Below are 23,791 nucleotides of genomic sequence, written 5' to 3' on the forward strand. Positions count from 1 at the left end.
ATTAATTAAATCCACCCAATTGCTGAGCAATACTAAAAGTGAAGTTCTGTTTACCACCATTAGCCTGACCAGGAATGTTATCAAACGGAAACCCGTAATCAATACCCAGCATACCAAATATCGGTAAAAATATTCTAGCTCCAATACCCGCAGACCTTCTCACGTTAAAAGGATTGAACTCTGAGAAACTGTTCCAGGTATTACCACCCTCAGCAAAGCCCACAAGATACGCAGTTGCCTGCTGACTTGCAATAACAGGATATCTTAATTCCATAACATATTTAGTATATATCGGACTTCCTGAATTTGTTGCAGTCTGAATCTGTCCGGCAGTTGTTGCAGTAGCAGGAGTAACCGCACTGTTCGCATAACCACGCATAGTGATGATCTCAGACCCCTGAAGGAAGTCAAAACCCTGCATACCATCACCACCCAGTTTAAATCTTTCGAATGGAGACTGACCTACCGCATTATTGTAAGAACCTAAGAAACCAAACTGAGCCTGGCCCTTAAGAACCACTTTACCCATTACCCTCTGGAACCACTGACCCTCAAATTTCCACTTGTGGTATTCAGTAAATTTATAACGTAACTTATCTGATGCAGTTGCATAGTTGGTATGATTTAATAACGAATAAGGAGGAGTTGCCTGTATCGTGAATTTAAAATACGAACCCTCAGTAGGGAAGATTGGCGAGTTTCTTGAATCTCTGCTAATCTCCTGTGTTAAGTTGAAGTTATAAGACGTTCCCGTGCTGAACAAATATCCAGGATAGTTATTCAGGATATACTGCTGCATGTTGATGGCATGTGAAATCTGGAAATAGTTATCAGGCCATTTTAATCTTCTTCCTAAACTTACAGTCACACCGTTTAAGCGGATACGCTGTGCAGTCTGCCCAACATCAACACCATTCGAAGAAAGTGACGTAAATGCACTTAAACCGAAACTCACTGGTTTCTTTCCACCTAACCATGGCTCAGAGAAAGAGAAACTGTAAGACTGGTAGTATTTACCATTCGTCTGACCACGAAGACTCAGCTTCTGACCATCACCTTTTGGAAGTGGCTTGTAAGCCTTTGGATTTAATATATTTCTTAAAGAGAAGTTATTGAAAGTTAAACCAATAGTACCAATGATACGGCCACCACCGAAACCACCTGATAACTCTACCTGATCAGAAGGTTTCTCTTCCACAGCATATTCAATATCAACCGTACCATCCGAAGGATTTGGTTTTGGAGTTGGTACCGTTTTAGACTCATCAAAGTTACCCAGCTGACCAAGGTCACGTACTGTACGTACCAGTAAATCTTTAGAGAACTTATCACCCGGTCTTGTACGTACCTCACGTAAAACTACCCTGTCATTTGTAATCGTATTTCCTTTTACAGTAATTCTGTTGTTGGTATACTGAGGACCTTCATAAATCCTTACTTCTAAATCTACAGTATCATTGTATATTTTTGTCTGAACAGGCTCCACATTAAAAGTCAGGTAACCATCATTCAGGTAAATGCTTGATACGTCATCACTCTCTGCACCATTACCGTGAAGTTTAGTATTTAACTTCTCCTCACTGAAAACTTCACCTTTCTCAATACCCAATACTTTGCTCAGATCTTTCGTTGCATATTTTGCATTTCCAGACCAGGTAATATTTCCAACATAATATTTCGGGCCTTCGTATAAATCGATCTTAACACCAACAGATTTTCTGTTGTACAGGTAAGTAGTATCTTTGATGATCACCGCATCACGGTAACCTTTTTCCTGCATTTTAGCAATCAGCTTTTCCTTATCCTCTTTGTATTTATCCTTGCTGAATTTACCAGAACCAAATACTTTGTAGAAAGCCTGCTGCTTAGTTTTCTTCAAATACTTACGTAGAGTAGAAGCCTTGAAGTCCTTGTTACCAGTAAAATTGATCTCATGAACTTTAACTTTATTTCCCTTATCTACAAAAACCTGCAAAACCACCCCATTCTCCATGTTCGGATCCGGCTTGGTTTTATAGGTTACTTTCGTAAAGAAATAACCCTTTTCAGCCAGGTATTTATTGATGATTCCCGTTGTACTGTTGTAAGTATTTTCGTTGATAATCGTCTTTCCTGATTTAGAATTCAATTTCTCGGTAATATCCGTTTTCTGAGATTTGCTCAGTCCGTTCAGCTCAAACGAACTTAAACGCGGCCTCTCAACCACTTTAATATCAAAATAAACGGTATCCAGAACCATTTTAGTAATATCAAGTTCGATATCATCAAACAATCCCTGGGCCCATAGTGTTTTAATAGCATTGGAAGTTGCCTCCCCTGGAAGTAATATTTTTTCACCTTTAATTAATTTGGAAAGTGTAATAATAACTTCCTTATCAATAAACTTGGCGCCACTTAAAGTAGTTCCCCCTATCGTATATTCTTTAGGCTGAAAATAATCCATGTCCGTACCGCTGACTTTTAAGCTGGGGGCATTAGGATTGGACTTTGGACGGGTAATTTGTGCCATTGCCGGTGAGCCGATCAACAGCAATAATATGAGTTGGTATATTCTTTTCATTTACATTCTAAAAAACGTTGCTAAGTTAATTTAAACACATGTTAAAAAGTGTTAAAAGTAAAATTAGTTCAACTGTTCACTAATTTTACCGAAGCGACGTTCGCGCTTTTGGTAGTCTACAATAGCTTCAAAAAGGTCTTCTCTTCTGAAGTCCGGCCACAACGTCTCCGTAAAATACAGCTCGCTGTAAGCCATCTGCCACAGCAGAAAATTACTTACCCGATGCTCACCACTCGTACGGATCATCAACTCAGGATCTGGCATATTTACAGTAGTTAATTGAGAAGAAAACTGCGCCTCATCAATCTCATCCACTTTAATTTTGCCATCCTGCACTAACAATGCAAGCTTTTTTGCAGCCTCCAGAATCTCCCATTTAGCACTGTAACTCAAAGCAAGAGTCAAAGTACAAGTGGTATTTCCCGCAGTCTTTTCCATTGCGCTTTTTAAATCATCAATACATTGCTGAGGTAAAGAGGCAATATCGCCAATGGCATTCAGCCTGATATTATTTTTGTTCAATGTATCTGTTTCATTGTTGATTGTAGCAATCAGCAATTCCATCAAAGCATTGACTTCATCTATAGGTCTGTTCCAGTTTTCCGTAGAAAAAGCATAGATCGTCAGGTATTTTACACCAATATCCGCACACCCCTCTACAATATCTTTTACAGATATTACTCCGCTTTCATGACCGAAAGACCTGAATTTACCTTGATTTTTAGCCCATCTTCCATTCCCATCCATAATAATAGCGATGTGTTCCGGTAAGCGGCTAGTATCGATTTGTTCTTTAAATCCCATTTATTTGTGCAAATATGGCTAAAATGTCTAACATACTGAAGAATGGCAGGTTAGAAAGCTTCAAAGTTATAAGATATTTTGTTTATTTCTACCATAAACTTAGCAGGATAAGTTGATTTTAAGATAGGAGAGGTGAATAAAAGAGTCTAAAAACTATAACACTTATCAGAAGTAAACGTATAAGAAAGTCCTATATGTACAAAAAAGTAAGTATCATTTTTAACAAAATTACCACGCTGACCACCCGGAAGGAAATTTGGACGGTCAGGATCTCCAGGATAACGGGGTACAGAAGGGTCGGAAAGATTAACGCCCCCCGGATTCTTACTGCTTGCAGGACTGATCACAGACGATGCCGGATATCTGTCACCCACATCATCCAGATAATCTGTTTTCGCAGTCCGGTAGCCCAGCTGTGTAAACAGACCTAGACGCTCCCCGATTCTGTACTTCATCCCTATTCCGTAAGGAATACTCATTGCATAGTTTTTATACTTTTTACCTTCAGTTTCATAGTATCTTAATTCGAAGGTTTCGCCGTTATATTTAGCTTTCGGATTAAACAAGACCCCACCAACCCCTGCGAATATATAAGGCGTGAAATTTGTCCTTCCGCCACCGGAAAAATAATCCAGGAAGTTAAAATCCACCTGTAAACTCAGCTCATTCAGAGAAGTAGAAAAATTAAGATTACGGGTTTTCAGGCTCAGGTCGTCAGAATTTACATCGTTCCCACCTATTTTTCCATAATTATAATGGATACCAACAGCCCAGTAAGGATTAAAATTACGTTTGATATAAGCACCAAAAGCAACACCGCTTGGCTTAAAAAGATTAGTCGGATTAATATCGCCTATATATCCCGCAGCACCTGCATTCACGCCTAATTCCGTTGTCTGCGCCAGCGCAGCACCAGAGAAAACACAGCTCAGCGCAACAGAAAATATGGTCTTTTTTAAACTCTTCATTCTAATAATTACGGGTATCAATTCCCCAAAGTAATTTGTTCCTCAAGGTAGTAAGATAACTTTCATTATTCAAACGAATAAGATTCACATGAAATGCAGCCTTATTTACTGTTATTTTCACAGAACGATCTACAGTAGCAGTCCTGGAATCGCAGGATACCAGGAATTTGGTACTGCGGGCTTCAACCTCAAACCTTAAAGTAACATCATCCGGAATAATTACAGGTCTTACATTCAGGTTATGCGGTGCAATCGGTGTAATGACAAAATTCTGTGCACTTGGAAATATAATCGGGCCTCCGCAGCTTAAAGAATAGGCGGTAGAACCAGTAGGCGTGGCAATAATTAATCCGTCTGCCCAGTATGAATTGATAAACTCATCATTCATATAAGCATGGATAATCATCATTGCTGTATTATCACGTCTGTGAATAGTGATATCATTGAGTGCGAAGTTTTCATCGCCAAAAAGATGATGCTTGGACTCTACGTTGAGCAACGTCCGTTTATCCAAAGAATATTGTTTATTGACTAACGCTTCAATGGCATTTCTGATTTCATTTTTATTGATACTTGCTAAAAACCCAAGCCTTCCAAAGTTGATCCCGATCACCGGGATTCCAGAATCTCTGATCAAAGCAAGCGTATCAAGCAGCGTCCCATCCCCACCCAGACTAATCAGGATTTCGGCATGATCACGCAGTTCCAGATAATTGGAAAAGGTTTCAATATTGGCAGGGAGCTTTACTTTATCTTCAATAAACTCATTATACTCTTTGTGAACAATCGTCTCAATCCCATAATGTTCCAGGGCATTAAAAACTTCTTGCACGAAAGGCAAAACGCTGTTATTGAACTCTCTGCCGTAAATTGCAATCTTCATTTAGATAAATATTGTATGTTGAATGGTTACAGGAATGAATTAAACATTTAAATAACTCATTAACAAATTATATCTGTCTTCCGTTCCGTTATCCTGAGTGGTACTGTTAAAAACCGCTTTAACCTGGTAATCATATCTTTCAAAAGAAGATATGATTCCGGATAATTCAGTTTTATTAATTTTCAGTGTAACCTCTAAGCGGGTAGAATCTGGAAAATTCTGCACGTAAGAGGATAAGATTTGTGCATTATCACCCTCAACAATCTGCGCCATATGCGACAAAGAGTTATTGCGGTTGTTAATTTCCAGAACGATGATTCCCCCTGGTTCTTTAACTGCAAAAATATCTGAAGTATACTTTAATAAGTCATGTATAGAAATGACACCCAGATAATTCTTTTTATAATCCAGTACCGGCACTAAAGAAAGTTTCAGCTGATCAAATATCCTGATCACATCATAAACATGAACATCCTGATAAACGAACGGGTTAAGAATAGTTAAAGAAAGGCCACCTATAGGCTCTTCCACATTTCTTATTTCCAGCAGGTGATCTTCAGCTACAATGCCCAGAAACTGGCCATTGTTCAATACCGGTAAATGGTTTAATTTGAACTCAGCCATCCTGTCCAAAGCAGTATGCACCGTTTCAGAAGTCTGTAACGGCAGGATCGAATTGGATATGAGTTCAGATGCAAACATGGTTATTTCAGTAAAATTCTATCTAAGAAAGTACTCAGATATTTATTAAAAATTTCAGGATGCTCCATCATCGGAACATGCCCGCATTTATCAACCCAGTTTAACTCTGAATTAGGCAGCAGCTGATGAAATTCTTCAGCCACATCCGGCGGAGTTACCTGGTCATTTTTTCCCCAGATCAAAGAAACAGGGATCGTAATTTTATTCAGTTCCTTAGACATATTGTGGCGGATAGCAGATTTTGCCAAAGCCAGAATACGGATAACTCTTGAACGTTCATTAACCGTTTTAAATATCTCATCTACCATTTCTTTCGTCGCGATAGAAGGATCATAAAAAGTAAATTCTACCTTTTCACGAATATAATCATAGCTCTCTCTTCTTGGGAAAGAACCACCAAAAGCATTCTCATATAAACCAGAACTACCAGTTAATACCAATGCTTTTACGCTTTCCTGATGTGCTGCCGTAACAACAAGTCCAAGATGTCCGCCTAATGAATTTCCGATCAGTACAACTTGTCCGAGTTTTTTAAACTTTATAAATTTATGAATGTACTTTGCTAAACTTTTAACTCCTAAAGTAAGGATTGGCAATTCATATATAGGTAAAATTGGCACTAGTATATGGTAATTCTCCTTGAAATGATCAATAACCGGTTCCCAATTGCTCAACTCTCCCATCAAACCATGAAGTAATACCAGGGTTTCGCCTTTTCCGGCCTCTATATACTTAAACCCATCCTCTTCTATTACTTCGTATTTCATGTATGTATATATTTCTGTAAATGTTTCCCGGAATGGTTACTGACACAATGGTGTCCGGTTCATCATTGTTTCTAAAGATACGCTACTAAGTTAGTCGCCTGATTTTATTTTAAACAAAAAAAACTATTATTTTTAAAAAATAATTCTTTACAGATACCATCTAACACAATTTATGCCAATTGGGTTTTAACAATTTCAGCTATCAATTTGCCATCAGCCTTACCAGCCAGTTCTTTATTTGCCAGCCCCATAATACGGCCCATATCTTTTACTGTAACTGCACCAGCAGCTGCTATCAGCTTAGCAATCAGAACTTCTACTTCTTCTTTGCTTAATTGCTGTGGCATAAACTGACTGATTACTGCGATTTCTTCATCCTCAATTACAGCCAGGTCTTCTCTGCCTTGTTGTTTGTAAATATCAGAAGACTCTTTTCTTTGTTTAATTAAACGCTGAAGAATTTTCATTTCCGCATCTTCAGTAATTTCTTCTGCTGATCCTTTTTCCGTTCTTGCTACTAATAATGCAGCTTTAATTGCGCGTAAACCTCTTAATGCAGCCTGATCTTTAGCTAACATTGCTTTTTTTATTTCCTGATCTATAATTGCAGATACCATATTTCTTAAACTTTTATTCTAATTTCTATTTACTACTGTTGCTGATGCCTGTGCAGTTGGCATAATCAGCATATCATTTATATTCACGTGTGCAGGGCGGCTAACTGCAAACCAGATGGCATCGGCAATATCCTGTGCCAATAAAGGTTCTAACCCTTCATATACCTTTTTCGCCTTGTCTTCATCTCCTTTAAAACGGACTACAGAAAATTCTGTTTCTACCATACCAGGATTAATTGCGGTCACTTTGATACCATGTGGAAGCAAGTCCAGACGCATTCCTTTATTTAGGGCATCCACTGCATGTTTTGTTGCACAATAAACATTTCCGTTTGGATAAACTTCTTTACCTGCAATAGAACCAATATTGATGATGTGCCCTTTTTTAGCAGCGATCATCCAGTTGGAAACTATTTTAGTTACATAAAGCAAACCCTTTACATTGGTATCTATCATGGTGTCCCAGTCGTTGGTATCTCCATTTTGAACCGGATCCAGTCCCTGGCTTAAGCCTGCATTGTTAATCAATACATCAACCTTTTTCCAGTCTTCAGGTAAGCTTTCAAAAACTTCTTTCAGCACTGAATTATCTCTTACATCTGCAATAAGTGTTTTAATCTCTACCGCATATTTATCTGCTAAATGTTTAGCAACTTCTTTTAGTTTTTCTTCTCTTCTGGCCACCAATACCAATTGATATCCTTGCTGTGCAAATAAGTGTGCACATGATTTTCCTATACCTGAAGTCGCGCCTGTTATTAATGCAGTTTTCATAAAAATCTATTTTTATATACCCTTTCAAACAAAGCTATTAAAATTCAATCAGGCTGCATCATTCGAAGAATAAACTGAATGTCACATGACGCAACATCAATTTATCTATCGGATTGTTATATGGATTAATCTCTGTTCTGTCCAAAACATCATTCAGTGAATAAGACAGTTTGATTTCGGGAGACATTTTAAAATACTCGAAATACAGATCCAGTCCAAAAGCTGCTTCTAAAGACCAGTAGCTCTTTTTATTTTTCAGAAATTTGAACTCTTCATCTAATTGTGAATCGTCCGATTTTTTCTTGGAAGCGATATCCATTGAATACTTTGCCCCATATAACATATAAGCCCTGAAGTTATTTCTTCTATCTGACTTGATCTTAATACCCAGCGGAAATTCAACCATCGTGGCAGTCACTTTCTTTTCAATCGTATTGGTTAAGGCCGGGTTATTTAACTGATTGCCCCCACTGTTCACATAAGGTACATATTCATACTCCATCAGCCGGTCTGTAAAAACCAATGTTGGCGTTAACCTGACGTCAATATGATTATTGACCCTGCCATTGACCACAAAACCAATTCCAAATCCCGGAGAGGATTTACCGTACATAGCATTCAGTGAATCCGTGATCAACCCCCTTGACGGATCAAGACGTGACTGGTACGGATCTCTCCAATTCTCCTTTTTCTTAATCTTATAAGAAGATCCTGTATATTGAAAAGTAAACCCAAAGTGTACATTCTCATCATCGACACCACCACCCCAGTTTTGAGCTCTGGCAGCGGCGACTGAAAAAAGAAGAACAACTAACAGGCTTATTTTTAATTTCATCTGAATGGATTAACCTTTTATTCCGGTATATATTGTACTGATCCCAAAGGTCAGTGGTCTGTGTTTAGTCGTTTTGTACCCCACTTTATCCATCACCGCAATAAAAGACTTTCCATCCGGGAATGCAACTGCCGATTCATTCAGATAAGTATACGCTCTGGCATCCTTCGAGAATATTTTCCCGAAAACCGGCAATATAGATTTGAAATAAAAATTATACAGTTGTTTCACCGGGAATGCTACAGGTTTTGAAAACTCCAGAATTACAACTTTTCCGCCCGGCTTTAATACCCGCAACATGTCTGATAATCCCTTTTCAAGATCCTGATAATTTCTGACACCAAAGGCAACCGTAATCGCATCAAAATGATTGTCTTCAAACTTAAGGCCTTCCGAATCTCCGATTTCTACACTGAAAATATCCTGTAAATTACGGTCTGTGATTTTTTTACGGGCTACTTCAAGCATTCCGGCAGAAATATCTACGCCTGTAATTTTTTTAGGATGAAGTATTTTGATCGCTTCAAAAGCCAGGTCACCCGTTCCTGTGGCTACATCTAAAATATGTTGCGGCTTCAGTGCTGACAATTCACGAATGGCCTTTTTACGCCATAGAATGTCTATTCCTACAGAAAGGAAATGATTCAGGAAGTCATAAGTACCAGCAATATTATCAAACATTGTGCTCACTTGCTCCTTTTTCGTGATCGTATCAGATTGGTATGGAGTTATTTTTTCGTTCATGGTGTGTCGCAAAGATAAGTATTGTTGAAAACTAATTTTCTACCTTTGTCAAATGATTATAAAATCAGCAACATTTATTTGCAGTAATACCAAGATTTCGGCACTGCCAGTAGCCAACATGCCCGAATATGCTTTTATTGGCCGCTCAAACGTAGGAAAGTCGTCCCTGATCAATATGCTTGTTAACCAGCATGGATTGGCAAAAACGTCTCAAAAACCAGGAAAAACACAGTTAATTAACCACTTTTTGGTCAACGAGAAGTGGTATATCGTCGATTTACCAGGTTATGGATATGCGAAAGTTTCTAAAAACAGCCGTGAAAGCTGGGAAAAATTCATCCGTAATTACATCACCAAAAGAGAAAGTTTACAATGTGTATTCGTTTTAATTGACAGCCGTATTCCGCCACAAAAAATTGACATCGAGTTTTGCTGCTGGATGGGAGAAATCCAAATCCCGTTTGTTCTGGCCTTTACCAAGACCGATAAGCAGTCTACTTCTAAAACACATCAGAATATAGCGCTTTTCAAAAAAGAACTTTCAGGATGGTTTGAAGAAATCCCACCAATATTTACGACCTCAGCAGAGAAGTTAATTGGAAGAGATGAGATCCTGAACTTTGTTGATCAGACCAATCTTGATTTTGCAATGCCTATCCTGACGCCAGAAGAAGATTAATAACAGCACCTTTAAATGAAGAAGTATTTTTCACTCGTGCTTTTTGCACATTCAGTCTTCGCACTACCCTTTGCGATGATTGGTTTCTTTTTAGGAGTTACCACTACAGATCACCCTTTCAACTGGGTGATTTTGTTGTTAGTACTCCTTTGTATGGTATTCGCCAGAAATTCTGCCATGGCGTTTAACAGGTATCTGGACAGAGACATTGATGCGAAGAACCCGCGGACGAACATGCGCGATATTCCCGCAGGAAAAGTTTCTGCGAATGAAGCGCTGATCTTTGTGATTGTGAACTGTGTGCTTTTCATCGTGACCACAGCATTCATTAATCCATTATGTCTGTACCTCTCTCCTGTAGCCCTTTTTGTTGTCCTGTTTTATAGCTATACCAAAAGATTTACCGCTTTATGCCATATGGTACTCGGACTGGGCTTATCCCTCGCTCCTATTGGTGCCTATATTGCTGTAACCGGACATTTCGCATTGGTGCCTGTGCTTTATTCGCTTGCCGTATTATTCTGGGTAAGCGGATTTGACATTATTTATGCTTTGCAGGATGAGGAATTTGATAAAGGAGAGAAATTACACTCGATCCCTTCAGCGCTGGGCAGAAAAAAAGCACTCAGATTATCTGAATTCTTACATGTCCTTTCCGCGATCTGTGTGATCTTACCGATCGTATTTTCTACTTTCAGCTGGGCGTACTACCTTGGCGTAACCTTCTTTTGTTCGATGTTAATTTATCAGCATCTGCTGGTTAAACCTAATGACATCAGTAAAGTGAACAAAGCATTTGCGACCACCAATGGATTCGCCTCTGTGATTTTTGCAGCCTGCTTTTTGCTCGATGCTTTTTTAAGAACAATTTTCAAATTCTAGACCGATGAGCAATCTTATTATTACGAAAAAAATCAGGACTTATATTCCGCAGACGCTTGAGATTAAATGGGAAAACCTTTCTCCTGTGCTGGATGAATTATTAGACAGAAGAATTGCCAATGTTGGCGAGCTTGAAAAATGGCTTAAAGACAAAAGTGAATTTGAAGCTGCACTGGAAGAAGACTTTGCCTGGAGATATATTAAAATGAGTTGTGATACTGCCAATGAAGAATTGGTGAGCAGCTTTCAATATTTCGCTACGGAGATTGAACCTAAGATCTCCCCTGTTGCAAATTTATTAAATCAAAAACTGGTAGACAGCCCATTTATTGATGAGCTGGACCAGACTAAATACTTTGTTTATTTACGGGCGATTAAAAAAGCACTGGAGATCTACAGAGAAGAAAACGTAGAACTGTTTACGAAACTGCAAATCACCCAGCAAAAATACCAGGCCACTACTGGTGCAATGAGTGTGGTGATCAATGACAAGGAGTATACTTTGGAGCAGGCCGCTGTTTTAACGAAAGATATAGACAGAGCGGTTCGTCAGCAGGCATGGGAAACTATCCAGCAACGCCGTCTGGTAGATAAAGATGCTTTAAACATTGTGTTTGATGAGTTGGTAGCGATGCGTCATGAGGTTTCTCTGAACGCAGGATTTGAAAACTACAGAGACTATATGTTCCAGGCTTTAGGCAGATTCGATTATAGCGCGAAGGATTGTTATGCATTCCATGAGGCGATAGAAAAAGAAATCGTACCTATTTTAAAAGAGCAAGCAGAGAAAAGAGCTGAATTATTAGGTCTGGAAGAATTGAAGCCATGGGATATGGAAGTCAGCACTTCTGGTAAAGCTGCCTTGAAGCCATTCAAAAATGGTGAAGAGCTGATCGATAAAACTATTGCTGCTTTTACTGCAATCGATCCTAAATTAGGTCAAATGCTTTCGATCATGAAAGCGAATAACCTGTTTGATGTAGAAAGCAGAAAAGGTAAAGCTCCGGGAGGATACAACTATCCACTGGCCGAAACCGGTGCTCCTTTTATTTTCATGAACTCTGCGGGTTCACTGAGAGATTTAACGACAATGGTTCATGAAGGTGGACATGCGATCCATACTTTTTTGACAGCTAACCTGGAGTTAAATGATTTTAAACACTGTCCTTCGGAAGTTGCAGAACTCGCATCTATGAGTATGGAATTAATTTCAATGGATCAATGGGATATATACTTTGATAACCCTGCCGATCTGATCCGTGCGAAGAAAGAGCAGTTGCAAGATGTGCTGAAAACTTTACCATGGGTAGCGGTGATTGATCAGTTTCAACACTGGATTTATACCAACCCTACACACAATGCTGCCGACAGAGAGGTTGCTTTCAAACAGATCTATGAAAGATTTGGTGCGGGCTTTTCTAACTGGGATGGTCTGGAGCAGGAGTTTGGTAACATCTGGCAAAAACAATTGCATCTTTTTGAAGTTCCTTTCTACTATATAGAATATGCGATTGCACAGTTAGGCGCGATTGCGATCTGGAAAAACTACAAAGAGAATCCTGAAAAAGCATTACAGCAATATTTGGATGCGTTAGCTTTGGGTTATACTAAACCAATGAATGAAATTTACGAAACTGCGGGTATTAAGTTCGATTTCAGCAGTGGATATATTAAAGAACTGGCTTCCTTTGTAAAGGATGAATTAGATAAATTAGATTAATTTTTTATACTTTGAGCCAATTGGCGCCTGTTTGAAATACAAACAGGCGTTAAGTTACCCTAAAGCAAAACCAACTAACCAAATTGCCCATTATGTTTGAAAATCTTTTCAGAAAAAAGTCTATTACTAAAATATTAGAAGATGCCGAAAAGGGCTATGGCGATCATGGCGCATCTTTAAATAAAACACTGGGTGTAAGAGATCTTACTGCTTTTGGAATTGCCGCTATTATTGGTGCGGGGATTTTCAGTACAATTGGAAAGGCAAGTGCCGACGGCGGTCCTGCTGTAATCTTCTTATTTATATTTACGGCTGTGGCCTGTAGTTTTGCAGCCTTTGCTTATGCAGAGTTTGCTTCTATGGTTCCTGTTTCGGGAAGTGCCTATACGTATTCTTATGTAGCTTTCGGAGAATTGGTAGCCTGGATTATTGGGTGGTCACTTATCATGGAATATGCGATTGGGAATATTACCGTCGCCATTTCCTGGTCTGATTATTTTACGGGTTTACTCTCTTCGATCCGAATACCGGCATTGGGTATAAACGGGATTAACCTTCCGGATTGGATGACAATGGATTACCTGACGGCATTTAATGGTCATAAGCATGCTGAGGCGTTATTGAATGCAGGTAAAAGCTTTGCTAACCTGGATGATGCCACCCGTATTGCGAACAATGCCTGGACTACTGCCCCTACAATTGGTGGTTTCCATATCGTAGCCGATTTACCTGCTTTGGGAATTATTATTCTGATTACCTGGCTGGTATACAGAGGGATGAAAGAATCTAAGAATGCGAGTAATGCAATGGTTATTGTAAAACTTGCAGTCATTTTACTGGTGCTTTCTGTAGGTGTTTTCTATGTCGATACGGAGAACTGGAATCCATTTGCACCGAATGGTGTTTCTGGAATTCTTAAAGGGGTTTCTGCTGTGTTCTTTGCTTATATTGGTTTTGATGCGATTTCTACGACTGCCGAAGAGTGTAAGAACCCGCAGCGGGATTTACCAAGAGGTATGATGTGGGCGATCATTATTTGTACGGTCCTTTATGTAGCGATTGCGCTGGTATTGACTGGTATTGTAAAGTATGATCTGCTGGCTGTGGGTGATCCGCTGGCCTTTGTGTTTGATCATATTGACCTGAAATTGATGAGTGGGATTATTGCGGTAAGTGCAGTATTTGCGATGGCGAGTGTATTGCTTGTTTTCCAAATGGGCCAGCCAAGAATCTGGATGAGTATGAGCCGTGATGGTTTATTGCCAAAAAGGTTTTCTAAGATCCACCCTGTTTATAAAACACCTTCTTTTGCAACTATTGTAGTTGGTTTTGTCGTAGCTGTTCCTTCTTTGTTCATGAACCTGACTATTGTGACGGATTTATGCTCTATCGGGACGCTGTTTGCTTTTGTACTGGTTTGTGCGGGGGTATTGGTATTACAGAACAAAACTGATATTCCAAGGGGTAAGTTCAAGACTCCTTATGTCAATTCAAAGTTTATCATTCCTGTGGTTTTTATTGGGGCGATTATTTCTGGTTTCATCTTTTTTAAAGCAGAAATGACTTCTTTCATTACAAATGAGACTAAGGTTCATGATCCGATCAGCTTTATTACCTCGCTTGATAAAACTGAACTGAATAGTGTGAAGGAAGAGATTATTGCAGCACAAAAAGTGTCTAATGTGATCGAAAAGAATATTGATGCTGAGGCTTATTTAAATGGCCTGAGTACGGAGCAGTACAAGAGTTTTATTGAGAAGAGTGCAGTGAGTGCGGATAAGAAATTTGAAAGCGGCTGGGCTTTGTTTAAACACAAAATCCCGATGTGGATCTTCTTCTTTATTTGCGTGGCGATCACTTATTTCTGTATTACACATAACTTGTCTCTGATCCCGGTATTGGGTTTACTGAGCTGTTTGTACATGATGTGTGAACTGGGTATTTCTAACTGGATCGGATTTGGAATCTGGTTAGTGATCGGACTGGTTGTTTATTTCTTATATGGTTTCCACCATAGTAAGCTGAATGTGAAGAATCAGCCGGTAAGCGTTAACTAGCTAAAAACTAAATGGGATTTGAGTTTTCACTCAAATCCCATTTTCCACTATAGTCTTTATAAAGCAATACAATAACGATTTACACCTGGTAATGGTAACCTAATTTTTAAAGGGACTATAATTGAAGTGTCCATCCATATGGACTCCCCCACTTATCTGCCAGGAAATAACCCGCCCCATCAAGTAACCAAGCCTGTGATTCATATTTACTTATTTTTGGATTAAGATAACTACCGTAATACCTCAGATATGGGTCTGCCCGGTTTAAGAATAGTGGTTTAGTTTTTTGTTTATTATTTGTACTATAATTCATAGTATACTTATTATCCTCGTCATCGGGTGAATGACCTTGTGGGTCGTAAGTATAATTATTAGATATAATTTTATAATTGAACGAAATGAAATTTGGTGCCTGGAATTCAGACTCCGGGGTACACAACGGTGAAGAATAGCAAGCGATTACAAGGTCTGCCTTTATCTGATCTAAAAAACTACTACTTGAGAACTTTTCATTAGATCTTTGAATATTTCTATATTCAATTCTAGCATATGGCTTATCATAGCTTCCGTAATTGATATCAAACGGAGCTTCAATCAGTTTGTCGCCCCTAATTGTTTTGAGTTGGTAACTAATAGGAATGCCTGGATGGTCTTTATCATATGATGCATTAGCAGACAAAGTTTCTATGAAACCTGCTACTCCAAAAACGTCTGTTGGTTTATCCTTATCAGTACCGAGCCCAGTGAATTTGACTCTGATTTTAGCCTGGTTGATCACACTTTCTTCCTCCGCGGTTAAGTGTGTACCTACCCCCACGACACCTTCCAGGATCTGTACTTGTTTATTTACTGCACTGTACAAAGCAGAGGCACTGGAAGTTGACTCGACGAGCATAATCCCCATTCTTCCATAGGCAACCCTACTCACATAACAAGGCTCAGTGCCACCAAAAACAGATTGATCCAGACCATTGAAATCTATCAGCTCGCCTTTTGCGGGTAAATTACCATCTACGTCCATGTAAAAATGTTCCTGATAAAACTTTATTTTAATGGCAGAGCTTGTGGCTATGGTATGCGTGTTTTCTGTAGAATTCTTACCATAATTCACAATAAAAAGGCCAATGTTCTTGTTGTAACCATAAAGGGTCTTCAATTCCTCATAAACAGAAAAAGTGTCAATTTCTACTTGTAAGCGACTAATACCTGTCTCTCCCGGATAGAGCCTTTCGAGTTCGCTTAGTGCTTGTCTCTGAAAAGCCCTGTCATTACTGGGCCTTGGCCAAAACGTTCTGACGGTATTGTCCGGGCTAACTGGAATAGAGGTAGATACCGTTACTGGCCTCTTGTTATTTTCTATACCTTTTTGCATTTGGGGTTCATAATAACCATAGGCAGAAATACTTCCACCATCGATTATTGCTCCAGGGAAAATATTCAACGACATTTGATTGTCTGCAATCACAAATACATTACTTTTAAATGCCTGCAAATAAGAAACTTTGTTGGGATCTTCCTTACCCGTAAGGTCAAACCCATTGGTCACCCTCCCGGGGCCATCAGGCTTTACGCTCGAAGTAGTCCATGGACTCCGGTTATCAAAAGTGGCAGCATCGTTTAATTTACTCTTATTGAGTATTCCGTTAATATTTTTCGGATCACTGTAGTGCCCGGCCCGCATTGAGAATCGGGGTATTTCCGGTGTTTTTAAACCCGACTGCAAGCTTCTGCTAATGCCCTTTAAATTATCCTTTTTACAACTGTAAATAAGGACAGATAGCAGTATCATTGTTGCGTATGATGAGAAAGAAATGAGGCGCATAAAATTTTGTTAGTGATGAATGAAGTCAGTTTTTAGTAGGGAAAATCCAAATGAAATACTGTTTTAAATAAAGTGTTGTTTTTTAGGTATTTCGCAGTAAACGAGATGGGTACACCAGGATCTTTTGCGGTAAAGACACCCAGGTTTTCGGAAATAAAGTTAGACAACGCATCGGAGTCCGGATTGGTCAGAAGTTTAGTAATCGAGCCACCGCCTGGTTTACCCAACAGATTCAATGTGATCCTGCAGGTGCTGATTAACTGCTTTTCTTCCTGGGTCAGATTCTCATCCGTCTTTTTAAAAATCTTTTTCACCATTTTCTCAAATACGCTCCTCATCTGGGAACTCGTGTTATTGGTTTCTATCATGAAGAAGCCAAAGCGGCCATAGGTTACCGAGTTGATGAATACCGGAGATACACCTTCGAAAATGTTTGCAGGTAATGCAGCGCGGTCAATAAGTTCATTTTCAGTAGGGTCTGACATGCTGTAAGTGAAATTTTTCACAGTATACGTGGCCATCATCCCCGTTGAATAATTCGTTCGGCTAGAGTTGTAATTGAATGAGGTATTTACAGAATAAAACAAAGCTTTCTCATCCATATTGTAACCATAGGCAAGTTTTACCTCGTTATAATTGGTGAAAGAAGATGCATTGAATAAGAAATCTACAATCTGGGTGCCCGAAAAATCCGGATCCATTAATGCATTTCGCAGAAATACCCGGCTGCTGGATAGTGCGGGGTAATCAATTACTCCATAAGATTTGCCTGAAGGAAAGGATAGTGCCACGTTAATAGGCTTTCCAGCAAATCCGGTTAATGGTTCAAAAATTCCGGAGTTAACCGACGCGGCTTTAATAATAGATCCAGGATAAATATAAGAACTGTTGTCCGGAGTCACAATCATCTCGTCGGATTGATAAAAAGATGATTTTCCCAGCGAATTACGCCATAAACTATCTCTGACTTTAATTAGTTCGTTTCTTTTTTTTTTGTCCAGCAAATCTTTTAAACTGCTCTTGCCTAAATAAATTGGGCTGAAGGTTTCAATTTTTAAATCCTGAAAATGAGAAGATAAAAGGGCTTTCCGCTTATCATCATATGGATCAGTGTTACTTAATTTATCCTTTTTACAGGATAAATTAAGTAACACTGATAAAGCAAAAAATAGATATAGAGATTTTTTCATTAAAAACAGATTTTATTCTATCTAATTATTTGGAGTATTAATTTTGAATCTCGTTCTGAAAGTCTTGAAGTCGCCTAAATAATTAAGCGTATAATATAACGGAGATCCGTAAGTGTTCGCAGAAAACACACCTCCACCGCTCATAATATCAGCAAAGCCCTCAAGCCCTTTAACGATTGCTCCTATGCTTTTACCATCCGGGCCTAATACATACATTTTTACATGAGCGGTCTGCAAAAGTTCCTTTTGCTCTTTGCTCAGCCTTAAACCCAGCTCAGCTTTGAGCGTAGGGCCAAGCTGCACGGAAGCATCAGGTCTTGCTCCCAATAGATTTTTAACATCAATGGTAACTGTAAACACAAGTGATAATGTTTTCTGTACCATATTATAAGAAGAATCTGAATCCATGATCAGAATACCTTTCCTGCCATAAGTAACTGAACTGACAATCAAAGGATCGTATCCACCAAATTTAGCCATGTTTACAGGGTCTTTTAGGAATGGCTTATAAATAGGTGGCTCTATGTTAAGTGAAAAGTTTTCTTGTGTGAAAGAGGCCATTACATGGGTTTGTGTTCTTTGGTGGACAGTTGTATCTAAATAATTTAACTTAAATAAACCGCCGATGTCAACATTAGCTCCAAATGAACGTTTAAGTTCGTCGAATTTTCGGTATGAAGTCATTTCATAACTAAAAGATTGCAGCTGCTCACCGGATCCTGCCTTTAAAGCTGCCCTAATATATGATTTGTCTATACTGGGCCCAAGGATGCTAACTGTTCTTGATATACTATCTGTAGGGAAATTAGCATACATGGTAATAGGGTTTCTTTCTTCAACAGATAATGCGACCGGAACGAAGTCTTTTGGATCTCCAGCCATATCACCTCTTACAATTGCACCCAGGTATACCTGTTTTCTAATCTCTTCAGTAACTGCAGGCATTTCTGTGGATTCGTAAAAGGCGGTTTTCCCTCCCCCACCTATCCATACGCTGTCCCTGATAAAATCTACTGAGTTTTGTTTTTTACGATTTACCTTATTTTGAATATCGACTATGGCTTGTTTATCATAAACATCAGTTTCAATTGGTTCATAAGGATACTTTGGAAAACCTTTAAACTGTGAGACATAACCCTTGGGAGCTATATATGCTCCTTTATCCTCACTAAGATTATCGTTGTTCTTTTTACAGGAAGAAGTAATTAACACGGCAAAACAAATTGCCATTTTTAAAATTTGATAGTTTTTTTTCATTTTTGAAGAAGTTTTGGTTAATTTATTATCCCACTAATTTAAATATCATAAACTATTAGGTATATTATATTTTTGATATGTTTTAATTATCTTTATGTTAATTAATTTACCAGGGTCAATAAAAAAAATTGACAAAAAACTGAGCTTATCAGCTAAAAAACAGATTAGTTTTAGTTTAAGATCCCCCTTTATGCTTAGTTAAGGGGCTATAATGGAAAGTTTAAAAACAAGAGGCCTTCATATATCAAAAAGCGAACTCTCTTGCGCCAACATCTCTTCTACGCCGGCTAAGTTCCTTTATTCCAACAGATGACGTCATACAACTCTATCGGGAATCAATAATTATATTGAATTTTATAACAGTGAATGAAGACATTTCCGTCTCCTATAATAAAAGCAAAAAAATGAAGAAAAATATATTCTACCGAAGCGCAAGAAGCCTGAACTCATTGTTACTTCTATTAACTTTCTCTTTGCTGATTGCCAGTTGTAAAAAGAATCCCGTCGAAGAGACAATAACAACACAGATAAATAAGAAAAGAATATCATCAAACTTAGATTCAATCTATTTATATGCTCAACAAATATATCTCTGGAATGATCAGCTTTCTTCCTTTACAACATTTAAGCCATCCCGATTTTATACAGGTGCTGGTCACGAAATGGACATGTATAATAAAGAAATATTTGATTTTACCAGAGCAGCTATAAATCCGACTGCAAATATGTCTTTTGAACTAAATATGAGTAATCCTGGCATACCAAAATATTCCGGTATTACCGAAGGTTTTCATACCTCTTCTTTTACAAAAAATGAAGTTCAGCCGGTGCTGTTATCTAATAACTTTGGATTATCATTTGCTACTGTGTCAGATAATGAGATCAGACTTTTATATGTTGACTCGAACTCTCCTGCAGGTAAAGCTGGCTTAAACAGAGGAGATCGAATTATAAAAATTAATGGAATTCCGGTTCAGACGAATGAAATATATTATCGCTTTATTGAATCCTCGGTCAAAAATGCATTTATTGACATCGTTTTGATATCTGAAAATACACCTGTTATCAATAATAAAAATATCCGCCTGACACAAGCTCCTTTTGAAGCTAACCCAGTGCTTAAAAGTAAGGTAATCTCTTTTAATAATAGAAAAATTGGTTACGTCGCCTACAAAAGGTTTACGGATGAATCTCTTTCTGCCAGGCACCTGAATCCAGTTTTTGATAATTTCGGTAATGAAGATATATCTGAATTAATCATAGACTTGAGATATAATGGAGGGGGGTATCAAAATACCTGCAGGTATATTGCAAATCAAATTATTCCCGCAAATTTAAATGGAAAAACAATGTTTACGGAACATTACAACCCTTTAATGCAGGGGGGTAAAGCAGACATCTTAAAAAATCAGCCTATACTTGATGCAAACGAGAACCCCGTCTATATAGATGGGAGGCATGCCACATTAAATGATATAGATTATAGTGTAAAAGGAAATACAGTTTTATTTGAAAAGCAGGGTGAGATCAAATCTATAAAAAGCGTATATTTTATCGTCAGCAAGGAAACAGCGTCTGCCAGCGAATTGCTAATTAGTATTTTACAACCTTATATGAAGGTTACATTGATTGGTGTATCTGGCGATGGTACAAATGTGCGGACTTATGGAAAGCCTGTTGGCTTTTTCGACATCAAAATCGATAAGTTTAATTTGTATTTAGCTATGTATCAAGATAAAAATGCAAATAATGACGGTAATTATTTCGATGGGTTTTCTACCAATTTATCTGTGATCGATAACCCAGTTTTTAATTTCGGAGATCTGGCAGACCCCGCGATACAGATAGCACTTGGAAATCCATCTCAAACAAACAATCCAAGAAACAAAAGCAATCTAAAATCAGCTTCACTTCAAACCAGCACAGTACATTCGTCAAAAATATATTTTTATGATAAAATAGAGCGCAAAGAGATGCTTAAAAGTGTCAAAGATTTTAAATTAAAATAACTGGAGCCTGTTTAAAATAGTTTAGAAAAGCGAGCAATTCTGTCTCTAATGAATTGGTCAATTCTTGTTTACTACTATTATCCGGTATTTAGCAAGGTTTAGCTATACTTTGATACGCACTTCAAACGGGGTTGATAGGGGGGTGAAACGCTTCGACCCGTATCAACTACGCTTCAGATGCGCATCAATCTGCTACAGAACATAGCCAGAACCCTGCTTGTAACCAGGTTATTTATGAACTTAAACAGTTCAGAACAAGAGAACAAACGGCACAAAAAAGCCGCCTTCCTGTTTTCGCAAACATAGAAGGCGGCTTTAATTAATTATTATTCCTTACTGTGGAATCAAGCTGATCGCTTTTTCCAACTGCGGGTCAGTACCCGCATCCAGTGCAGCTTTGTTATATTTAACCTCTATATCTGGCGGAAAACCAATTCCTTCATATAACTTTCCATCAACATAACGTAATGCAGTTGAAGAAGTATAAACCAAACTCAGGAAACCTGTCTTGAATTGACCGCTATTGTAATAATCGTTGTTATTTAACAACGGGCCGTTACCACCCCAGGTGCGTTCACCTACAAATTTCACATTTCCACCCGGCATCGCTTTTAGAGCCATTGTAGTCATCTCTGCCATACTTACAGAGTTCAAATCAGCCAAAACAATAATAGGAGCCGTAAACAACTTCGCATCTTTTCCAGGATGAACCTTTGCAGGTATCCATGGTGTATAATCCAATCTTCCGTTTCCAATTTTTGAACGGGTAGCACCGATAGGAAACTCCTTATCCGTCAAACCACCTACCAGTAGATCCAAATCAGAAAGATAACCACCACCATTACTTCTCACATCAATAATGATCCCTTTCAAGCCTTCCGGGTTTTTTACCTGATCAAAGTAATACTGTAAAGCTTTCTGTGCATTGTTAGGTGTTGGTAAATCCTTGATTACATTTAAACTGAATTCATTAAAGTGCAGATATAGGATATTCCCCTTAATCTTACCTGCAACAGCAAAGAACTGGTCTGTAGCCGATAAATTAATAAACCCTTTCACATATCCTTTATCCAGATATTTTGGAGGAATAGTACTGTAAAAAAAGTTAGGATTAATACTACCATGATAATCAGGGCTCTTTTGATGTCTTGCATCAGAAGGGCTGATATAAGCCGCCGAATCTTTAACATAGCTGCTATTAATTCTCAAAGCATAGTGTGAATCAATCAATGTTGAGGTCATCTCTTTAAAATAAGTATAAGATTTTCTGACATCCGTAGAATCATTGATATTCATTTTAGCAAAAATCGGTTGATATTTACGATAGATTTCATCCCAGTTTGTAGGATCAGTATCCCAAAAGATATAGTTGTTGTTCATTCCATTCCAGTAAGCCTCAAAAGCTTCACTGAAACTACCTTCGATGTAACGTTTAGGATCGTTGATTTGAGGTGACTCTTTACGGCAGGAAGCCAGTGCGCTCACAAGGCAGATACCCAGTATCAGGTGGAGCATATTTTTATATAAAAATAGATAGGTTGATTTCATAAAATTGTAATAATGATGAATAAATTAGCGCTGTTATTTGCCTAGACGGTACATACAACCTACTTGAATAACATAAGTATCATTGTAACGCGGAACCTGATTGATCATATAGTTTTTCTGCTGATCTGTTAATCCACGGTAATATCTTGCTTCTGCAAAAAGTTCATACCTTGGTTTAAGCTGATAACTTACTCCGGTTCCCACCAATACGCCTAATTCAATTCTGCGGTCGCGGCGGCTGTCAAAAGTAAATTTCTCATCATAGTTATACCCTGGTTCACCATCCAGAATACTTGGGGTCTGCGCACCATCCGGAAGCTCATATTCTTTCGCAAAAGTATCAATCTGAGTCCCTTTGATACGAGACGAAGACCAGTAGCCCGCATAACCACCCAGGTTTAAGAAGCCTTTCAATTTCTGACCGCCAAAGGTGAAATGTGCCATCACAGGAAGCTGAATATAGCTGTTCTTGTTCGTATGGTTAATTCCTTCGAAATAGCTGCTGCGCACAATTTTGTAGCTCTTCCGGATGAACTGAGGGTCTGCTTGTATCGCAAACCAATTGTTCAGGTCATACTTAACAGGTATCCCAATATTAAATCCATCCAGGGATTCATACTTGGTGAAAGCCCTGAAGCCGATATTGGTAATGATGTGGTTTTTGTTGTAACCACCTTCCAGTCCGATAGAAAACTGGGCACGTGAAGTGAGCGTCCCGGCAATTATGCCCAGACATAAGAGTAAACATTTTTTTTTCATAAGATTAGGTTTAGCAGATTTTAATCCCTCGCACAGACGAATGCGCAATGATGTATAAGAATAAATAAAAATGCAACTTCATGTCATTTTACTGTACTACTTTGTATAAAAAAGATACTATTCAGCTTTTTATACCAGGTGATCAGTCTGAATAAAAAATAATATCCTGTCCAACAACGTAATTCTGATGCAAATAATAATCAGCAGCAGAAAT

Annotated in this window: 20 protein-coding genes; 5 read left to right on the forward strand and 15 right to left on the reverse strand. The window is 38.4% G+C overall.

The annotated features are described in order from the left end of the window. Position 1 precedes the first annotated feature (1 nt). The 10 genes from bamA to ubiE form a co-directional block, all read right to left on the reverse strand. A complete protein-coding gene (gene bamA / locus HDE70_RS19970) occupies positions 2-2,560 on the reverse strand; it encodes an outer membrane protein assembly factor BamA (protein ID WP_260161485.1) in 2,559 nt (852 codons plus the stop codon). Positions 2,561-2,623: 63 nt separating this feature from the next. Continuing rightward, entirely contained in the window at positions 2,624-3,364 is a 741-nt protein-coding gene (locus tag HDE70_RS19975) for an isoprenyl transferase (protein WP_068403083.1), read from the reverse strand. 146 nt (positions 3,365-3,510) lie between these two features. After that, positions 3,511-4,332: a DUF6089 family protein gene (locus HDE70_RS19980; RefSeq protein WP_183891673.1), complete on the reverse strand. Its 822-nt coding sequence runs from the start codon at positions 4,330-4,332 to the stop codon at positions 3,511-3,513. A gap of 1 nt (position 4,333) precedes the next feature. Then, on the reverse strand, positions 4,334-5,215 hold the full coding sequence (locus tag HDE70_RS19985) for an NAD kinase (protein ID WP_183865771.1): 882 nt from the start codon (positions 5,213-5,215) through the stop codon (positions 4,334-4,336). A gap of 39 nt (positions 5,216-5,254) precedes the next feature. After that, positions 5,255-5,917 carry a CBS domain-containing protein gene (locus tag HDE70_RS19990; protein WP_111634707.1) on the reverse strand — a complete coding sequence of 221 codons (663 nt, stop codon included), beginning with the start codon at positions 5,915-5,917 and terminating at the stop codon, positions 5,255-5,257. Positions 5,918-5,919: 2 nt separating this feature from the next. Further along, positions 5,920-6,684, reverse strand: a complete 765-nt coding sequence (locus tag HDE70_RS19995) for an alpha/beta fold hydrolase (protein ID WP_183865772.1) — start codon at positions 6,682-6,684, stop codon at positions 5,920-5,922. A gap of 170 nt (positions 6,685-6,854) precedes the next feature. Next, a complete protein-coding gene (locus HDE70_RS20000; protein ID WP_183865773.1) occupies positions 6,855-7,301 on the reverse strand; it encodes a GatB/YqeY domain-containing protein in 447 nt (148 codons plus the stop codon). Positions 7,302-7,319: 18 nt separating this feature from the next. Then, the gene (locus HDE70_RS20005) at positions 7,320-8,075 is read right to left on the reverse strand and encodes an SDR family oxidoreductase (RefSeq protein WP_183865774.1); all 756 of its coding nucleotides are present in this window, start codon (positions 8,073-8,075) and stop codon (positions 7,320-7,322) included. 58 nt (positions 8,076-8,133) lie between these two features. Next, positions 8,134-8,910: an outer membrane beta-barrel protein gene (locus HDE70_RS20010; protein ID WP_183891674.1), complete on the reverse strand. Its 777-nt coding sequence runs from the start codon at positions 8,908-8,910 to the stop codon at positions 8,134-8,136. A gap of 9 nt (positions 8,911-8,919) precedes the next feature. Next, positions 8,920-9,654 carry a bifunctional demethylmenaquinone methyltransferase/2-methoxy-6-polyprenyl-1,4-benzoquinol methylase UbiE gene (gene ubiE / locus HDE70_RS20015; protein WP_183865776.1) on the reverse strand — a complete coding sequence of 245 codons (735 nt, stop codon included), beginning with the start codon at positions 9,652-9,654 and terminating at the stop codon, positions 8,920-8,922. Positions 9,655-9,706: 52 nt separating this feature from the next. On the opposite strand from ubiE, the gene yihA reads away from it, so the two are divergent. The 4 genes from yihA to HDE70_RS20035 all read left to right on the forward strand — a co-directional run bounded on the left by yihA (position 9,707) and on the right by HDE70_RS20035 (position 14,992). Further along, positions 9,707-10,333 carry a ribosome biogenesis GTP-binding protein YihA/YsxC gene (yihA, locus tag HDE70_RS20020; protein ID WP_068403099.1) on the forward strand — a complete coding sequence of 209 codons (627 nt, stop codon included), beginning with the start codon at positions 9,707-9,709 and terminating at the stop codon, positions 10,331-10,333. Positions 10,334-10,348: 15 nt separating this feature from the next. Beyond that, complete coding sequence (locus HDE70_RS20025) at positions 10,349-11,215, forward strand: UbiA-like polyprenyltransferase (protein WP_111634700.1); 867 nt, start codon at positions 10,349-10,351, stop codon at positions 11,213-11,215. A gap of 4 nt (positions 11,216-11,219) precedes the next feature. After that, on the forward strand, positions 11,220-12,935 hold the full coding sequence (locus tag HDE70_RS20030; RefSeq protein ID WP_183865777.1) for a M3 family oligoendopeptidase: 1,716 nt from the start codon (positions 11,220-11,222) through the stop codon (positions 12,933-12,935). A 92-nt stretch (positions 12,936-13,027) separates the two neighbouring features. Beyond that, complete coding sequence (locus tag HDE70_RS20035; RefSeq protein WP_183891675.1) at positions 13,028-14,992, forward strand: amino acid permease; 1,965 nt, start codon at positions 13,028-13,030, stop codon at positions 14,990-14,992. Between the two features lie 115 nt (positions 14,993-15,107). Here HDE70_RS20035 and HDE70_RS20040 read toward each other — a convergent pair whose 3' ends face one another. The 3 genes from HDE70_RS20040 to HDE70_RS20050 all read right to left on the reverse strand — a co-directional run bounded on the left by HDE70_RS20040 (position 15,108) and on the right by HDE70_RS20050 (position 19,261). Next, entirely contained in the window at positions 15,108-16,781 is a 1,674-nt protein-coding gene (locus HDE70_RS20040) for a thiol-activated cytolysin family protein (RefSeq protein WP_183891676.1), read from the reverse strand. A 65-nt stretch (positions 16,782-16,846) separates the two neighbouring features. After that, the gene (locus tag HDE70_RS20045) at positions 16,847-18,004 is read right to left on the reverse strand and encodes a thiol-activated cytolysin family protein (RefSeq protein ID WP_183891677.1); all 1,158 of its coding nucleotides are present in this window, start codon (positions 18,002-18,004) and stop codon (positions 16,847-16,849) included. Between the two features lie 21 nt (positions 18,005-18,025). Continuing rightward, positions 18,026-19,261, reverse strand: a complete 1,236-nt coding sequence (locus HDE70_RS20050; protein ID WP_183891678.1) for a thiol-activated cytolysin family protein — start codon at positions 19,259-19,261, stop codon at positions 18,026-18,028. A gap of 404 nt (positions 19,262-19,665) precedes the next feature. Here HDE70_RS20050 and HDE70_RS20055 point away from each other — a divergent pair, with 404 nt between their 5' ends. After that, a complete protein-coding gene (locus tag HDE70_RS20055) occupies positions 19,666-21,270 on the forward strand; it encodes a S41 family peptidase (RefSeq protein ID WP_183891679.1) in 1,605 nt (534 codons plus the stop codon). Positions 21,271-21,603: 333 nt separating this feature from the next. Here HDE70_RS20055 and HDE70_RS20060 read toward each other — a convergent pair whose 3' ends face one another. Both HDE70_RS20060 and HDE70_RS20065 read right to left on the reverse strand, forming a co-directional pair. Beyond that, a complete protein-coding gene (locus tag HDE70_RS20060; RefSeq protein ID WP_183891680.1) occupies positions 21,604-22,818 on the reverse strand; it encodes a S41 family peptidase in 1,215 nt (404 codons plus the stop codon). Positions 22,819-22,851: 33 nt separating this feature from the next. Continuing rightward, positions 22,852-23,577 carry a porin family protein gene (locus tag HDE70_RS20065; protein WP_183891681.1) on the reverse strand — a complete coding sequence of 242 codons (726 nt, stop codon included), beginning with the start codon at positions 23,575-23,577 and terminating at the stop codon, positions 22,852-22,854. Between the last annotated feature and the right edge of the window lie 214 nt (positions 23,578-23,791).

This window comes from Pedobacter cryoconitis, from assembly GCF_014200595.1.
In the GTDB taxonomy this organism is placed as follows: Bacteria; Bacteroidota; Bacteroidia; order Sphingobacteriales; family Sphingobacteriaceae; genus Pedobacter; species Pedobacter cryoconitis_C.

Excerpts from the sequence above, each read along its gene's own strand:
- HDE70_RS20045 (WP_183891677.1), bottom strand. The coding sequence starts at position 18,004 with ATGAAAAAATCTCTATATCTATTTTTTGCTTTATCAGTGTTACTTAAT.
- HDE70_RS19975 (WP_068403083.1), bottom strand. The coding sequence starts at position 3,364 with ATGGGATTTAAAGAACAAATCGATACTAGCCGCTTACCGGAACACATC.
- bamA (WP_260161485.1), bottom strand. The coding sequence starts at position 2,560 with ATGAAAAGAATATACCAACTCATATTATTGCTGTTGATCGGCTCACCG.
- HDE70_RS20000 (WP_183865773.1), bottom strand. The coding sequence starts at position 7,301 with ATGGTATCTGCAATTATAGATCAGGAAATAAAAAAAGCAATGTTAGCT.
- HDE70_RS19995 (WP_183865772.1), bottom strand. The coding sequence starts at position 6,684 with ATGAAATACGAAGTAATAGAAGAGGATGGGTTTAAGTATATAGAGGCC.
- HDE70_RS20010 (WP_183891674.1), bottom strand. The coding sequence starts at position 8,910 with ATGAAATTAAAAATAAGCCTGTTAGTTGTTCTTCTTTTTTCAGTCGCC.
- HDE70_RS20050 (WP_183891678.1), bottom strand. The coding sequence starts at position 19,261 with ATGAAAAAAAACTATCAAATTTTAAAAATGGCAATTTGTTTTGCCGTG.
- yihA (WP_068403099.1), top strand. The coding sequence starts at position 9,707 with ATGATTATAAAATCAGCAACATTTATTTGCAGTAATACCAAGATTTCG.
- HDE70_RS19980 (WP_183891673.1), bottom strand. The coding sequence starts at position 4,332 with ATGAAGAGTTTAAAAAAGACCATATTTTCTGTTGCGCTGAGCTGTGTT.
- HDE70_RS20040 (WP_183891676.1), bottom strand. The coding sequence starts at position 16,781 with ATGATACTGCTATCTGTCCTTATTTACAGTTGTAAAAAGGATAATTTA.
- HDE70_RS20055 (WP_183891679.1), top strand. The coding sequence starts at position 19,666 with ATGAAGAAAAATATATTCTACCGAAGCGCAAGAAGCCTGAACTCATTG.
- HDE70_RS20030 (WP_183865777.1), top strand. The coding sequence starts at position 11,220 with ATGAGCAATCTTATTATTACGAAAAAAATCAGGACTTATATTCCGCAG.
- HDE70_RS20005 (WP_183865774.1), bottom strand. The coding sequence starts at position 8,075 with ATGAAAACTGCATTAATAACAGGCGCGACTTCAGGTATAGGAAAATCA.
- HDE70_RS20065 (WP_183891681.1), bottom strand. The coding sequence starts at position 23,577 with ATGAAAAAAAAATGTTTACTCTTATGTCTGGGCATAATTGCCGGGACG.
- HDE70_RS20060 (WP_183891680.1), bottom strand. The coding sequence starts at position 22,818 with ATGAAATCAACCTATCTATTTTTATATAAAAATATGCTCCACCTGATA.
- HDE70_RS19990 (WP_111634707.1), bottom strand. The coding sequence starts at position 5,917 with ATGTTTGCATCTGAACTCATATCCAATTCGATCCTGCCGTTACAGACT.
- HDE70_RS19985 (WP_183865771.1), bottom strand. The coding sequence starts at position 5,215 with ATGAAGATTGCAATTTACGGCAGAGAGTTCAATAACAGCGTTTTGCCT.
- HDE70_RS20035 (WP_183891675.1), top strand. The coding sequence starts at position 13,028 with ATGTTTGAAAATCTTTTCAGAAAAAAGTCTATTACTAAAATATTAGAA.
- HDE70_RS20025 (WP_111634700.1), top strand. The coding sequence starts at position 10,349 with ATGAAGAAGTATTTTTCACTCGTGCTTTTTGCACATTCAGTCTTCGCA.
- ubiE (WP_183865776.1), bottom strand. The coding sequence starts at position 9,654 with ATGAACGAAAAAATAACTCCATACCAATCTGATACGATCACGAAAAAG.